Origin of the sequence: Lentzea sp. NPDC004782, assembly GCF_040609115.1 — a bacterium.
Lineage (GTDB): Bacteria > Actinomycetota > Actinomycetes > Mycobacteriales > Pseudonocardiaceae > Lentzea.
In genome coordinates this window covers 50,604-64,475 of record NZ_JBEXJN010000019.1, presented here as the reverse complement: position 1 = coordinate 64,475, position 13,872 = coordinate 50,604, and the positions used below count along the sequence as shown (strand labels likewise).

11 protein-coding genes are annotated in these 13,872 nt (G+C 70.1%); 1 reads left to right on the top strand and 10 read right to left on the bottom strand.

From position 1 onward, the window contains the following. Positions 1-36 precede the first annotated feature (36 nt). The 10 genes from ABZV40_RS19230 to eccD form a co-directional block, all read right to left on the bottom strand. Positions 37-339, bottom strand: coding sequence for a hypothetical protein (locus tag ABZV40_RS19230; RefSeq protein WP_355442825.1), 303 nt, complete (start codon positions 337-339; stop codon positions 37-39). After that, positions 332-802, bottom strand: coding sequence for a hypothetical protein (locus tag ABZV40_RS19225; RefSeq protein WP_355442822.1), 471 nt, complete (start codon positions 800-802; stop codon positions 332-334). Before ABZV40_RS19225 ends, ABZV40_RS19230 begins: the two co-directional genes overlap by 8 nt. Continuing rightward, entirely contained in the window at positions 799-966 is a 168-nt protein-coding gene (locus ABZV40_RS19220; RefSeq protein ID WP_355442818.1) for a hypothetical protein, read from the bottom strand. The genes ABZV40_RS19225 and ABZV40_RS19220 overlap by 4 nt, the downstream gene beginning before the upstream one ends. Before the next feature lie 14 nt (positions 967-980). After that, a complete protein-coding gene (locus tag ABZV40_RS19215; protein WP_355442815.1) occupies positions 981-2,501 on the bottom strand; it encodes a hypothetical protein in 1,521 nt (506 codons plus the stop codon). 3 nt (positions 2,502-2,504) lie between these two features. Then, positions 2,505-5,690, bottom strand: coding sequence for a hypothetical protein (locus ABZV40_RS19210; protein WP_355442812.1), 3,186 nt, complete (start codon positions 5,688-5,690; stop codon positions 2,505-2,507). A 100-nt stretch (positions 5,691-5,790) separates the two neighbouring features. Next, the gene (locus ABZV40_RS19205; protein WP_355442810.1) at positions 5,791-6,090 is read right to left on the bottom strand and encodes a hypothetical protein; all 300 of its coding nucleotides are present in this window, start codon (positions 6,088-6,090) and stop codon (positions 5,791-5,793) included. 70 nt (positions 6,091-6,160) lie between these two features. Beyond that, the gene (locus ABZV40_RS19200; RefSeq protein WP_355442806.1) at positions 6,161-6,454 is read right to left on the bottom strand and encodes a WXG100 family type VII secretion target; all 294 of its coding nucleotides are present in this window, start codon (positions 6,452-6,454) and stop codon (positions 6,161-6,163) included. A gap of 56 nt (positions 6,455-6,510) precedes the next feature. After that, positions 6,511-6,789 carry a WXG100 family type VII secretion target gene (locus ABZV40_RS19195; protein ID WP_355442803.1) on the bottom strand — a complete coding sequence of 93 codons (279 nt, stop codon included), beginning with the start codon at positions 6,787-6,789 and terminating at the stop codon, positions 6,511-6,513. A gap of 133 nt (positions 6,790-6,922) precedes the next feature. After that, complete coding sequence (gene eccB, locus ABZV40_RS19190) at positions 6,923-8,356, bottom strand: type VII secretion protein EccB (protein ID WP_355442800.1); 1,434 nt, start codon at positions 8,354-8,356, stop codon at positions 6,923-6,925. Further along, complete coding sequence (eccD, locus tag ABZV40_RS19185) at positions 8,356-9,753, bottom strand: type VII secretion integral membrane protein EccD (RefSeq protein ID WP_355442797.1); 1,398 nt, start codon at positions 9,751-9,753, stop codon at positions 8,356-8,358. The genes eccB and eccD overlap by 1 nt, the downstream gene beginning before the upstream one ends. Positions 9,754-9,899: 146 nt before the next feature. On the opposite strand from eccD, the gene eccCa reads away from it, so the two are divergent. Then, positions 9,900-13,868: a type VII secretion protein EccCa gene (gene eccCa / locus ABZV40_RS19180; protein ID WP_355442795.1), complete on the top strand. Its 3,969-nt coding sequence runs from the start codon at positions 9,900-9,902 to the stop codon at positions 13,866-13,868. The last annotated feature ends 4 nt before the right edge of the window (positions 13,869-13,872 follow it).

The following is a 13,872-nucleotide window of genomic DNA, read 5'->3' as shown; positions in this document are numbered from 1 at the left end:
GGGAGCTCTTCCTCAGGTGGCTCGCGACGGAGTTCGTCAGGTGCGGGCGGCGTTGTTCTCGTCGGTCTGGACGAGCTTGTCGACCGCCTTCGAGACGGCGTCCCCCGTGAGGCCGAGGTTGTTGGCGAGCGTGGTGACGTACTCGAGCGTCTTGTTGGAGTTGTCCACGTAGGACTTGGCGAACGCCTCGCCGAACTCGTCGTGGCCCCAGCAGCCGTCGTAGCGGGCGGCCGCGTCCTTCATGGTCGCGGCCGCCTGTCCGAAGCTCAGGCCGAGCTCCTGGAGCCGCGCGATCACCGCGCGGGTGCCCTCGATGTCGATGGAGGTGCGGTTAGCCATTGCGCTTCTCTTCCTTCTCGCCCGCGGCCGGGCGGCCGAGGATGCCGTCGCTGTACTCGTCACCGAGGAACGGCGAGACGACCTTCTCGAAGACCTCCTCCACGCTGAGGTTTCCGCTCGCGAGGTCGGTGAAGGTGACGCCCGGCAGGACCTCGTCCCCCATGGAGTCGGCCAGCTTCTGCATGCACAGGGCCTTGCCGGCCTTGATCGTCTGCACCAGCAGGTGGCTGAACTCGGCCGGCGCCATCGTGCGGTACTTGGTGCCCACGAAGTTGAAGCCGGTGATCTCGCCGCGGCCGTCGAAGTCGATCGTGAACGAGCGGTCCTTGGAACGGACCGTCGTCGTGTTCTCGTTCATCTGGCGGGTCAGCTCGGAGATCTTCTGCTGCTCGCGCTCCACCGACGCCATCGCGGCGTCGGTGGCTTCTTCCAGGGTCCGGTACTGGGAGAACCAGTCGGTCATCGCGCCTCATCCTCTCCGTCGCCGGCCTGGGCGGCGTGCGCCGCGGCCTCCCGCTCGATCTCCTCCAGGAGCGACGAGAGCTCACGTCGCAGCTCGACCCAGCCTTCGATGGCGGCCTCGTTGCGCTGCTGGAGGTCCAGGTACTCGCCGAGCCACTCAGTCATCGGTGTCCAGTTCGTCATCGCACGTCGCCCTTCCCGTTCTCCGAGTGACCGATGACGCCTGTCGGCGCACAGCCACCGCCGCCTGTTCCGTGGCCCGGCCGCGCGGCCGCGCCCTGGGTGTTGCCGGCGGACCACGTGCCGGGATCGGCCCGCAGCCACGTGCTGTCCACACGCGACACGGGTGCACCGGCCATCGAGCCCGCGCCGACGGCCGCAGGTGGCGGAACCGCGCCCGTCGAGGCTGCCGCTGCGGTGGAGCTCGTTCCCGCGTGCACGTCGCCCAGCGGGGCGGCGGACCCACCGACTGACGTGGACATCGCGGGGAACTCACCGGGGAGCGGTGGCCTGGACGCCAAATTAGGGTGTGTGGGAGGTGCGGCGGCGGGTGCCGGGGCCGCTGCGGCCGTTATGACGGGGGAAACCCCCGCGGACTGAAGCGCCGCCGGAGCAGCGGACGCCGCCGCGGGCACCGCGACAGACCCCTGGGGGACGGCGGGGACGGTCGCGGACGTGCCCGCGGCAGCGGGGACCGTCGCGGGCACGGACGCGGCGGCGACGACGGTCACCGGCTGTCCGGAAACCGTCACCGGATGTGCGGCAGCAGCCGCCGTCACGGGTTCCGCGGAGACCGTCGCCGGAGCTGCGGCAGCCGCGGTGACGAGCGGCGACGCCTGGAGGTTCACCGGCAGCGCGCCTTCGCGGCGCTGGACGGACTTCTTGGTGCCGTCCCCCGCAGCGGGCGCGACGAGCGGTGCGGCGGCCTCCGCCGGCAGTGCCATCGCGGCGAACCCGCCGAACTGCGCGACCTGATCAGCCTTGACCGGCGCGGGCTGCGACGCGGCGAAGTGGGACAGCCTGCCGAACGGCTCCGCGGCGGCCGAGCGCGGCACACCACCGTCCACAGGAGACACCGGTGCCGACACGGCCACAGCCGAACTCCGGCTCACACCGGCGCTCTTGCCACGAACAGTGCTCACCGGCGCCATCACGTGCCGAGCGGCCGCCCCTTCCGCAGGCGTGGCCGGAACCTGGATCGGCACCCCGGTCGCGCCGCGCTCGGGAAGGTCCGAAAGAGGCTGTCCGAACTGGACGTACGAACTGGACAGATCGGTGAGGATCTGCCGGGCGTGTTCGTCCCGTGCGAGCAACGCGCTCTCGTCCGGCGCGGTGCCGTTGTGGTTCTCGAGTCCTCGCAGACGTTGCTGACTGTTCGCGACGGCGTCGCCCAGGTGCCGCAGCGCCGCCGGGTAGCTCGGCTCGCGCAGGCTGGCGGTTAGCGCGTCGACGTGCCGGAGCATCCGGTCCACCCACTCGAACTGCCGCGGATCGCCGTTGTGCCACACCGACTCGAGCTCCGCCCGGTACCGGCGCAGCAGGTCGCCGAACAGTTCCAGCCGCTCCGCCGCCTGCTCGAACGCGGCGGCCTTGCGGTAGAAGGTGTGCGGGTCCGCTGCCGCCACCCGTGCGCGCACCTGGTCGAAGTTCAGGTTCCTGATCTCGCCCGTGATCGCGAGGTCGGGGTTCCGCGTCGCCATTGCTCAGCTCCGTCCGAGGGTCGATGGACCTGCGGTGTTCTCGTCGTCTTCTTCCCAGTCCTTGCCGTCGCTGGTGAGCCAGACCGTGCGTTCCCGGTCCTTCTTCTCCTGCCCGGCACCCATCCCAGCGCCCGCGCCACCCATCGGCGGCGGCATTCCCCCGCCCATGTCGAGACCGGCGGGACCGCGCGAGATGGTCGTGGGCACGCCGACCACACCGCTGCGGGTGGGCACCTGGTAGCCCTTCTGCTGCGCGGCGGCGGTGATCTCCGCTGCCGTTCCCGCGACCTTGCCGTCGGCACCGAACCGCGGCGTACCGCCACCGACACCGGTGCCGGTGCCGGTGCCGAACCCGCCGCCACTGGCGGCATCTCCGGACAGGAAGCTCGCCAGCGGCGACTTTCCGTCCGTCGAGAACCCGCCGCCCAGACCGGAGTCGCTGCCGATCTGACGGATCCGCTCGATCGCGTCGCTGGCGCTCTGGTTGGCCGCCTGCCTCGCCCGTTCCGCGGCGTCGGTGTCGAACCCACCGGTGCCGGTTCCGCCGGACTGCGAACCCGGATGCCCGACACCGGTGCCTCCGCCAGTGCCTCCACCGAGCCCACTGCCACCGAGGCTCACACCGGAGCCGCCACCGGAGCCACCGCCCCCATTGGCCAGACCGTCGATCGCGGAGACCGCCTCACGCGCAGCGCCCGCAGCCGCAGCCGCCTGCCTCGCCCGCTCCGCGGCCGCAGGATCAGTGCCACCACCGGCACCGCCCGTACCACCGCCCGTGCCGCCACCAGCGCCGCCCGTACCACCACCGGAGCCGCCGCCCGTGCCACCGCCGAGACCACCGCCACCAGCACCGCCACCAGCACCAGAGGCAATACCGTCGATCGCGGACATCGCCTCACGCGCGGCACCCGCAGCCGCAGCCGCCTGCCGCGCCCGCTCCCCAGCCGCAGGATCAGTACCACCACCGGCACCGCCACCAGCACCGCCCGTACCACCGCCCGTGCCGCCCGTACCGCCACCAGCACCGCCCGCACCGCCACCGGAGCCGCCGCCACCAGCACCAGAGGCAATACCGTCGATCGCGGACGCCGCCTCATTCGCCGCAGCCGCAGCCGCCTGCCTCGCCCGCTCCGCAGCCGCGCTGCCAGTTCCGCTACCTGCGCCGCCCGTGCCACCACCGGCACCACCGCCAGCACCACCGCCGGTAGGCCCGTCCGACATCAGGCTCGTCCCCGCACCGCCACCGGCACCGCCACCGGCACCGCCACCAGAGGCAATACCGTCGATCGCGGACGCGGCCTCATTCGCCGCAGCCGCAGCCGCCTGCCTCGCCCGCTCCGCAGCCGCGCTGCCACTACCACCGCCGGTGGGCCCGTTCGACGAAGTCGTCGGCCCCGGCGTGCCACCACCAGCACCACCACCGCCGCTTCCGCCGGCCGAGGGGTTCTGCAACTGGTTGATGGCGTCGTTGGCCATCCGGCTGGCATCCGCCAAAGCCTGCTGACGCGACGGGTCGGTGCCTCCTCCGCCACCGGGCGGGTTGGAGAGCGCGTTGATCGCCTCGTTGGCCGCCCTCTTGGCGTCGTCCAACGCGCGCTGTCGCGCGGGATCGGTCGACGACGGCGTCTTGCCGCCGCCCGTACCGCTGCCACCGGCTCCGGTGCCACCTCCTCCGCCACCAGCGCCAGTGCCGCCGAGGGAGTCGTTGATCGCTCGACGTGCTTCCTCCAGCGCCTCGCGACGCGCCTGCGCCTCCGGCGAGTTGCCCGTCGTCTGGTTGGTCAGCGCCTGGATGGCGTCGTTCGCGGCCTTCCTGGCGTCGTCCATGGCCTTCTGCCTGGCCGGATCCGTCCCGCGCTCACGGGAGTTCGTACCGGAACCCGTGCCACCACCGGCACCCGTGGCGCCGGCTGTGCCCACGCCACCAGCACCCGTGCCACCACCGGCACCCGCGCCGGAACCACTTCCGGCGCCACCACCGGTCCCACCGTTCTGCAGCTGGCTGATCGCGTCGTTGGCGATCTGGTTCGCCCGCGTCAACGCCTCCTGGCGCGTCGGATCACCGGTGCCGGACTTGTGTTCGAGCTCGTTGATCGCATCGGTGGCGGCCCGCCTCGCGTCCTCCATCGCCTGCCGCTGCACCGGATCCGTGACGGGCGATCCCGTGCCGGTGGTGCCGCTGCCGTCTCCGACGCCGAGACCGTTGTCCAGCGCCTCCTGGGCTCGCCGCAACGCCTCGCGGCGAGCCTGCGCCTCCGGCGAGTCGCCCTTCGTCTCGTCGATCAGTTTCTGGATGGCGTCGTGAGCGGCCTTCTTGGCGTCCTCCATGGCTTTCTTCGTGACCGGATCGGTCCCGCGCTCACTGGAGTTCGTACCGGAACCCGTGCCGCCACCGCCGCCCGTGGCGCCACCTGTGCCCTGGCCATCGCCCTGGCCGCCGCCTTGGCCATCGCCCGTTCCCGAACCTCCCGATGGAGGACCGAAGAACGGCGGCATGCCCTTTCCGATGTCGATGACGCCGTCGCCATCGACGTCGACGCCGCCGCCGGTACCCGTCCCACCGGATCCGGCACCGGGCGAGACGATGTTGCTCTGGAAGTCGGTGAGACTGTTGCCGGTGCTCTGGTAGCTCGACGACAGGTCGAGCAGCGCCCTGCGCAGCTCGGGCAACAGGTTGTTCTGCTCGTCCCGCTGGATCACCGCGCGGAGATACGTGCCGGCGTCGAACTCCTGCTCCAGCGTCGCCATCGCGTCGGCCAGCTTGGCGACCTGCTTGCCGTACTCCTTTACCCGGTTGGCGAACTCGGCCTCGATCTCGGCCACCTTCGCCTGGAAGAAGACGAGGGCTTTCGAAGCGCCGCGCAGCGCGTTCGAGTAAAGCTCGATGGCTTCCTGGACGAGCTGGCTCCGCTTCATGACCACGTCGTCGGCGAAGCTCTGGAACTGGTCGCCGGTGAACCCCGTGAACGCCTCACCCATCTGGGTCGTCTCGTCCCAGAAGGACCGGCGGAACTGGAGCAGCCGGTCGTTCGCCACGTTGAACCCGACCGCCAGGGCGTCGAACAAGGCGGGTGCGCCCGGGCTGAGCGCATCTCCTGCCATCGCCTTGAACTGGGCGAGCGACTGGATGCTGTCGGCGTCGAGGCCACCGCCGGCCTCCGCCGGGTCCGTGCCTTCAGGACTTGTCACGCCGAACCGCCCTCACCAAGTCGAGTTCCCGCACTACGACCGTCCACAAAACGAGCGACCGTCAGCACCGGAGGCGCTGACGGTCAACCACCACCAGGTGCTAGAGCCTGTCGGCGTTGCACTTGTCGGTGTTCTCGAGGTTCGAGCAGGCGTTCTTCAGGCTCGCCTCGATCCCGTGCATGACGCTCCTCAGCTCTTCCGCGTGCAGCGACAGCTTCTTCTTGCGGTCTCCCAGCAGCTTCTCCAGCCACGTCGCCGTGGAGAAGTTGCCCGCGTGCGCGGGCAGCGAGAGAAGCGTCTGGAAAGGGCCGAGATCGTCCATCAGCACGCCCATGCGAGCGGCGATCGCCCGCACGGCTTCCGGGTCGATGGTCGTCTTGGTGCCACCGTCGTGGGCCATGTCGTTCACCTTTCGTCAAAGCGGGGCTGGTGGTGCCGGCCGGGGAGGGGGCCGGCACCACCGGCGCACCTCAGAAGTTGAACGTGGTCGACGTCGAGCGGTCGCTGTCGTACATGTTGTTCGAGTTCTTGTTCAGGTTGACCGAGATCTGGTTGAGCACCTCGTTGCTCTCGGTCAGCTTCTTGGCGATCCGGTCGGCGCACGTGTTGTACTGCCTCGCGGTTTCACCGTCGAACGACTCCATCAGGTTCTGCACCTGCTGGGTCAGCGACTTGACGTTCGCCTCGATGTTCGCGTTGGCGGTCTGCATCTGGCGCACGCCGTCGGCCAGCGCCTGGTAGTCGTAAACGATCGCTCCGGTCACGGTTCACTCCTGAAGAATTTGGTACGAGCTGAAAGAAGAACGGGCCTGCAGGGAGGTCAGAACGAGCCGGCCTCGTCCGTGGACTGCAGCGTGTTGGCGGCGCGGCTGAGAGTGGTGGCCATCTCCCTGAGGGTCGAGACGATCTCCTTGGTCTTGGAGTCCCACTCCTGGTGGACCGTGATCAGCTTCTGGATCATGGCGCCCGAGTTGATCGAGGTCAGCGTGTTGATGTTGCTGGCGAGCCGCTGCTGCTCGGAGGTGATGCGCTCGGCTTCCTGCGTGTGCTTGTTCGCGATCTCGATGACCTGCTGGGGAGTAAGCCTGGTCTTGCTCATCGTGTATCTCCTTGATCGTCCCTGCTGGAGAATGGCCACCCATTCGCAAGGGCGCCTGAACTGAATTAGATGCCCGCCGCACATCCGACATGTTCGGAATCCGTCCCCCCGGGCATCGACGGGGGAAGATCCCTCATGAGCCCGTTTTGACGAGCTCGGTCACCTGGCTCAGGACCGCGTGCTGAGGGTCGAGCGCGGGTCCGACGGGCAGCAGCGCCAGCAACGCCGACGGCACGGCGACGGGATGCGCTCCACCCAGGTTCAGCGACGCGGGGACCGATTCATCGGAAAGCGGATAGCGCACCCCGAGATCGGTCACGAGGAAGCCGGTGCCCGGCAACGCGCCGGGAGCGGGCATCGTGCGCACGAGTGCCCCGGTGCCCGCCGGGATCACGACACGGTCCGCAGTGGACCCCACGACGTGCTTTCCGGACGGCGGCACCGCCCCCTTGTCCGCCGTGATCGGTACCAGTACGAGCCGGGGCGCTCGGCCCTCGTCCGCGGCGAGGTCGAACCTGGCGCACGCCGACATGCCCATGCCGAGGTCCGCGAGTGCGGGAGGCTGCGGCGGAAGGTCGTCCTGCGCCGGGGAGAGCAGCTTCAGGCCGGACAGCGCGTCCGGTCCCGTGATGATCGGCACCACCCGCGTGTTCGGGTAGGCGTTGCGGATGTCGGGCGAGGCGAGCAGCATCGCCGCGATCGTCCGGCTGATCGGCATCAACCCGTCGGCTCGCAGGACGTAGTACTCCTCCGACGAGATCGCCGGATTGCGCACCTGGAACACCTGTCCGATCAGGCTCGGACGGCCTCCCACGGCCTGTCCCGGCGTGCCGACGCGGTCGATCACCGGCGCCTTCAGGTCCACACCGGACGGAATGACGTTCAGCCACGCGGGTGAGACCGGCAGCACCCGCTCCTGGCTGTAACCCAGCGCCTCCAGCGTCGGCGCGTCCACGATGCGATGCCGCACCCCCCGCCACACCAGGTGCACCACGCCGTCCGGTGTGGACACGAGGAACGCGTGGTCGTCGGGCACGGGCCGGCCGGGTTCCTGGTCGAGCCGCAGCGTCACGGTCGGCGCGCTCACGACGGCCTGCCTGTCCGGTGGCCGCGCGCAGACCGTCCACTGCGCCTGGTTGACCCGGTCCGCGGTGGGGATCCCGTCCGGCGCACCGGGAATCCCGATCGGCGCACCGACCGCGACCCCGGTCAGCGAGTTCTGGCTGACGGAGACCTTCGCCCCGGACTGCCCGGCGGCCAGCATCGCCGACGCCATGTTCAGCACCGGTCGCAGCTCGCCGCCGAGGTACACGTACCGCGCGCCGGTCTCCTTGGCCAGCACGATCGTCCCGTCCGTGCGCCAGGAGTTGTTGCCGCTCGGCGAGAACAGCCCGACGATGCCGAAGATCGCCATGATCACGCACGCGAGGAGCACCCCGAAGACGGTGCCGTTGTTGAACCGCCGGTTCGGGTGCTCCAGCACGTCGGGCTTGCCCTGCGCGAGCCCCGCGACCAACCGGCCGACCACGAAGAAGTAAGCCTGGACCTGATCTCTGCGTGACTGCATCAGCCGCTCAGCCCCCGGATCCGGGCGTACACGTCCAGCACCGCCAGCAGCAGCGGGATGACGGCGATCGCCGTCGCGTACTCGAGGATGTCGACCGCGCGGCCCCAGTACGGGCGCAGCCGCTTGCCGGGCAGGTAGTCGCTCAGCACCCCCAGCCCGATTCCGACGGCCACGAGCGGCGCGAGTACCGCCACCGCGCGGATGAACGGTTCCTCCGGCATCCCGAGGCGCACCGCGAGTGCCACGGCGGTCAGCCCGGCCGGCACGAGCAGCGACCAGCGGGGCACCACACCGGTGAGGTGACGGGACCGCAGCAGCAACAGCAACGCGCACACCGCCGCCGTGATCATCCCCCACATGTGCCCGGGACGGACGAGCACGAGCAGCAACACGGTCTGGGTGAGCCCGTAACCGAGGTAGAAGGCCTTGAGGTAGCCGAAGACGACGGTGCTGCGTTCCACCACGACCTGGTGCGGCACCGGGTCGATGTCCTCCTTCACCTCCGGCGCGTCGGTCGGCAGCATCGGCAGCTTCAGGCCGCCGAGCCGGAACGCGCCACCGGGGGCGAAGAGGACCGCGATGAAGTTCACGACGATGCCGATACCGGCCGACTGGGCCGCGGTGAAGTCGCTCGACACCCAGATCACCACCGGCACCAGCAGGGTGAGCAGCGCGGTCAGCGCGGTGGTGAAGATCAGGACCGCGTCGGCGACGGCCACCAGGGCCAGCACGACCGCGACGACCCCGGTGGCGACCGCGGTCACGAGCCGCACCGGGACGCCTCCCAGCGGGGCGATCTGGACCGCGGCGAGCCACCCTCCGGTGACCGCCCAGACCACGCCGACGCAGGCCAGCGCGGTCCCGTCGACGACCTTGCCCTTGGCGCGGGCCAGCGCTCCGGCGACCGCGATCAGCACGACCCCGGTGACCAGCGGAACCAGCCACAGCGTCTGCGGCTTCGCGCCGGCCGGCAGCGCCAGCAGCCCGCCGAGCAACGCGACCACCGCGCCGACCCGCAGCATCCACCTGGTGCGCTGCGGCGTCCACTGACCGGCGTCGGCGCGCACCCGTTCGGCCACGCCGTCCACGAGGTCGTCGTAGTCCAGCGGTGGGAGCGCGTCCTCACGCGGTCTCAAGTAGACGGTCTCACCGTCGAGCAGGTTCAGCTCGGCCGCGGACTTGTCCTCGTCCAACGGGGACTCACCCAGCCGTTGCGCGACCCAGCCCTCGTGGTCGACGCTCTGCTCGACCCACTCCTTCCCGAACTGGGCCAGCACGGACGGCAGCAAGTCGACCAGTTGCACGTCACCCGGCAGGGCGACATCCACCGCGTGATCGCCGAGAACGAACCGTAGCCGGGTCGGTACATTTGTGCGAGACTGCGTGCGTTCTTCCATATCGAGCCCCGGATTCTTCCTGGCGAACGACAACTCTCGAGCAGCGAAACCCTGGCGCGGAACCTAGTTCCCACACCTCCCGGTCAGCCGGGACGAGGCCCGCGTCACGCCACGTCGAGGGAAACCCTTCACCAAGGAGAGTCACGGTGGGCACCGAGGCATTCACCAGAAAGGCGCGTCGGCCGGGCCCGACCGCGCCCAGTGACGAGATCGAGCTGCAACCACCGCCGGCTGTGCCGGAGAACACAGGTGGGGCGATCAGCTCGGTGCTGCTCTACGCGCCGATGGCGCTGAGCTCGCTGGCCATGGTCCTGATGTTCGTCCGGCCCGGCTCCGGCCCGCTGGCCTGGGTCGGCGCGGGACTCATGCTCGTCGCGGCGATCGGCATGCTGCTGGCGCAGCTGCTGCGGTCCGGAGTGGAGCACAAGCAGAAGCTGCACGGCGACCGGCGCGACTACGTGCGCTACCTCGGCCAGGTGCGGGAGAAGATGCGCGGGGCGCTCACCCAGCAGCGCAAGGCGGCCCTGTGGATCCACCCGCACCCCGGTTCGCTGTGGTCGACGGCGATGGGCTACCGCCTGTGGGAACGCAGGCCCGCGCACGACGACTTCGGTGAGGTCCGGATCGGACTGGGCAAGCAGCGCAGCACGACGAAGCTGCTGCCACCGGAGACCAAGCCGCTGGAGGACCTCGAACCGCTGTCCGCGCACGCGTTGCGCCGGTTCATCCGCGCTTACTCCACTTTGGACAACGCGCCGATCGCCGTGTACCTGCGCGGGTTCGCGCGCCTGCAGTTCCAGGGCGGCCCGGAGCACGTGCGCGGACTGGTGCGCGCCATGCTCGGCCAGCTCGCCACCGCACACGGCCCTGGTGACGCCCTGATCGCGTTGTGCGTGAGCGACGAGGCACGAGAGCATTGGGACTGGGTGAAGTGGTTGCCGCACAACCAGGACCCCGCCTCACGCGACGCCAGCGGCACGCGCCGCATGGTCACCGACAGCATCAGCGAGCTCGAACAGCTCCTCGGCGGCGTCGAGTTCACCGGCAGGCCCTCGTTCGAGCCGGACAGCCCGATCACGGCGAGCGAGCCGTTCGTGGTGATCGTCCTCGACGGCATCTCCCTGTCCGCCGACCACCGCATCGCCGAGGAGGGCTACCGCAACGTCGTCGTGCTCGACGTCGGCGGCACGCTCTCCTGGCAGGCGCGACCGCACACCCTGCACGTCGACGTGACCGGCAGCAGCCTCGGCACCGTCTCGTTCGACCGGCTGGGCAAGCCGTCGACCAGCCCGCTGTGCCGGCCCGACGCGCTGAGCCCGCAGGCGACCGCCGCGCTGGCGAGGCTGATCGCCCGCCACCGCATCGGCGAGGTGCAGGACAACGAGGAACCGCTGGCCAGCGACTACGAGCTGCCCACCCTGCTCGGGCTGGGCGACCTGCGGTCGTTCGACCCGGTGCCGTACCGGCAGGCCCGCGCGAGCGCGCGCAAGCGGCTGCGCGTGCCGATCGGCATGACGTCGAACGGAACGCCGATCGAACTGGACATCAAGGAGGCGGCCGAGGACGGCATGGGACCGCACGGCCTGCTCATCGGCGCCACCGGTTCCGGCAAGAGCGAGCTGCTGCGCACCCTGGTGCTGGCCATGGCGGCCACGCACTCGTCGGAGGAGCTGAACCTGGTCCTGGTCGACTTCAAGGGCGGCGCGGCGTTCCTCGGTTTCGACGAGCTGCCGCACACCTCGGCGGTCATCACGAACCTCGCGGACGAGCTGGAACTGGTCGACCGCATGCAGGACGCGCTGACCGGCGAGCTGAACCGGCGCCAGGAGCTCCTGCGCGCGGCGGGCAACTACGCCTCACGCCGCGACTACGAGGCCGCCCGCGCGCAGGGCGTGCCGCTGGAACCGTTGCCCGCCTTGTTCATCGTGGTCGACGAGTTCAGCGAGATGCTGGCCAGCAAGCCCGAGTTCGTCGACGTGTTCGCGATGATCGGCCGGCTGGGCCGCAGCCTCGGCGTGCACCTGCTGCTCGCGAGCCAGCGGCTGGACGAGGGCCGGATCCACAAGATCGAGAGCCACCTGTCGTACCGGATCAGCCTCCGGACGTTCTCGGCCATGGAGAGCCGCAGCGTCCTCGGCGTCCCGGACGCCTACGAGCTGCCCAACAACCCGGGCAACGGTTATCTGCGCCCGGACACGACGTCGTTGATCAGGTTCAAGGGCGCGTACTGCTCCGGCCCGTACCGGCCGCCGGTCAGCAAGCGGCTGCGGCGGTCCGAGGTCGAGCAGCAGCTCGTGGCGTTCGGCACCGAGTACGTCGCACCGAAGGCGAAACCGTCCGACGTGGACGTCGAACCCGACAGCGCCGAGCAGAACACCAAGACGATGCTGGAGGTGCTGATCTCGCGACTGCGCGGCATCGGGCCGGTGGCGCACCAGGTGTGGCTGCCGCCGCTCAAGCAGGCACCCACGCTCGACCAGCTGCTGCCACCGCTCGTCGACCACCCGGAGCTCGGCCCGCGTCCGGTCGGCGAGTACGACGCCTCGACGCTGTCGGTCCCGGTCGGTCTGGTCGACCTGCCGGCCCAGCAGAAGCGCGAGCTGCTCACCGCGCAGCTCGCGGGCGCCAAGGGCAACATCGGCATCGCCGGTGGACCGCAAAGCGGCAAGAGCACGCTGCTGCGCACGCTCATCAGCGCACTCGCCCTGTCCCACACCGCGGAGGAGATCCAGTTCTACTGCCTGGACTTCGGCGGCACGCTCAGCCCGCTCGCCCGGCTGCCGCACGTCGGCAGCATCGCGGGCCGGCTCGACCGCGACCGCGTGACGCGGACCGTCATGGAGATGTACAACCTGCTGTCCCAGCGCGAGCAGCTGTTCGCGCAGAACAACATCGACTCGATGACGAGCTACCGCCGCGCCCGCACACGGGGGCAGTTCGTCGACGTCGACCCCTACGGCGACGTGTTCCTGGTCATCGACGGCTGGTTCACGATCCGGCAGGACTACGAGGAGCTGGAACCCCGCTTCACCGAGCTCGCCGCGCGCGGTCTCGGCTTCGGCATCCACCTGGTCGTGGCCACGAGCCGGTGGTCGGACATGCGGCCCTGGCTGCGTGACGTGCTGGGCACCCGGTTCGAGCTGCGGCTGGGCGACCCGCTCGAGTCCGAGATCAACAGCAGGCTCGCGGCCACCGTGCCGGCCATCCCCGGCCGCGGCCTCACGACCGGCAAGATGCACTTCCTCACCGCCCTGCCCCGCATCGACGGCACCAGCCGCACCGACGACATCGCCGAGGCCACCGCGGAGATCGCGGAGGCCCTCGACCTGCCGACGGCACCGCGGGCGCCGAAGGTGCGGCTGCTGCCCAACCAGCTGACGGTCGCGGAGCTCCCGCCGCCCACCGCGGAGGCACCGCAGCTCGACCTGACGATGGCGCTGGGCATCGAGGACGGCGCGCTCGGGCCGCAGTGGCACGACTTCGACGTCAACCCCCACCTGATGATCTTCGGTGACGCCGAGACGGGCAAGACGAACCTGTTGCGGCACATCGCGGGTTCCGTGGCGCAGCACTACAGCCCGGCCGACGGCAGGGTGATGTTCGTGGACTTCCGCCGCGAGCTGCACGACGCCGTCCCGCAGGACAACCAGGTCAACTACACCGTCAGCACGGAAGGGCTGCAGTCCTCGATCAAGCAGGTCGCCGAGCTGCTGCAGAGCCGGGTGCCGGGACCGGAGATCCCGGCGACCAGGCTCCGTCAGCGCGACTGGTGGACCGGTGGCCGGTTGTTCATCCTGGTCGACGACTTCGAGTTGATGGAGTCCGGTGGCTTCAACGACCCGATGGAGCCGCTGATGCCGTTGTTGCAGCAGGGTGCGGACATCGGCCTGCACCTGATCGTCGCCAGGAGCACGACGAACGCGAGCCGCACGATGATGAACCCGCTGATGCGGCGGATGTGGGAACTGGGCACGGCCGTGGTGATGTTCTCCTGCCCGCGGGAGGAGGGCACGTTCATCGGCAACGTCAAGCCGAAGACGCTGATCCAGGGCCGGGCCCAGTACGTCAACCGGCGCCGGGTGGTGAACCTCGTGCAGACGCCGATCGTCGAGTAGCAGG

Coding starts and splice junctions, on each gene's coding strand:
- ABZV40_RS19230 (WP_355442825.1), bottom strand. CDS start 339: ATGGCTAACCGCACCTCCATCGACATCGAGGGCACCCGCGCGGTGATC.
- ABZV40_RS19225 (WP_355442822.1), bottom strand. CDS start 802: ATGACCGACTGGTTCTCCCAGTACCGGACCCTGGAAGAAGCCACCGAC.
- ABZV40_RS19220 (WP_355442818.1), bottom strand. CDS start 966: ATGACTGAGTGGCTCGGCGAGTACCTGGACCTCCAGCAGCGCAACGAG.
- ABZV40_RS19215 (WP_355442815.1), bottom strand. CDS start 2,501: ATGGCGACGCGGAACCCCGACCTCGCGATCACGGGCGAGATCAGGAAC.
- ABZV40_RS19205 (WP_355442810.1), bottom strand. CDS start 6,090: ATGGCCCACGACGGTGGCACCAAGACGACCATCGACCCGGAAGCCGTG.
- ABZV40_RS19195 (WP_355442803.1), bottom strand. CDS start 6,789: ATGAGCAAGACCAGGCTTACTCCCCAGCAGGTCATCGAGATCGCGAAC.
- eccB (WP_355442800.1), bottom strand. CDS start 8,356: ATGCAGTCACGCAGAGATCAGGTCCAGGCTTACTTCTTCGTGGTCGGC.
- eccD (WP_355442797.1), bottom strand. CDS start 9,753: ATGGAAGAACGCACGCAGTCTCGCACAAATGTACCGACCCGGCTACGG.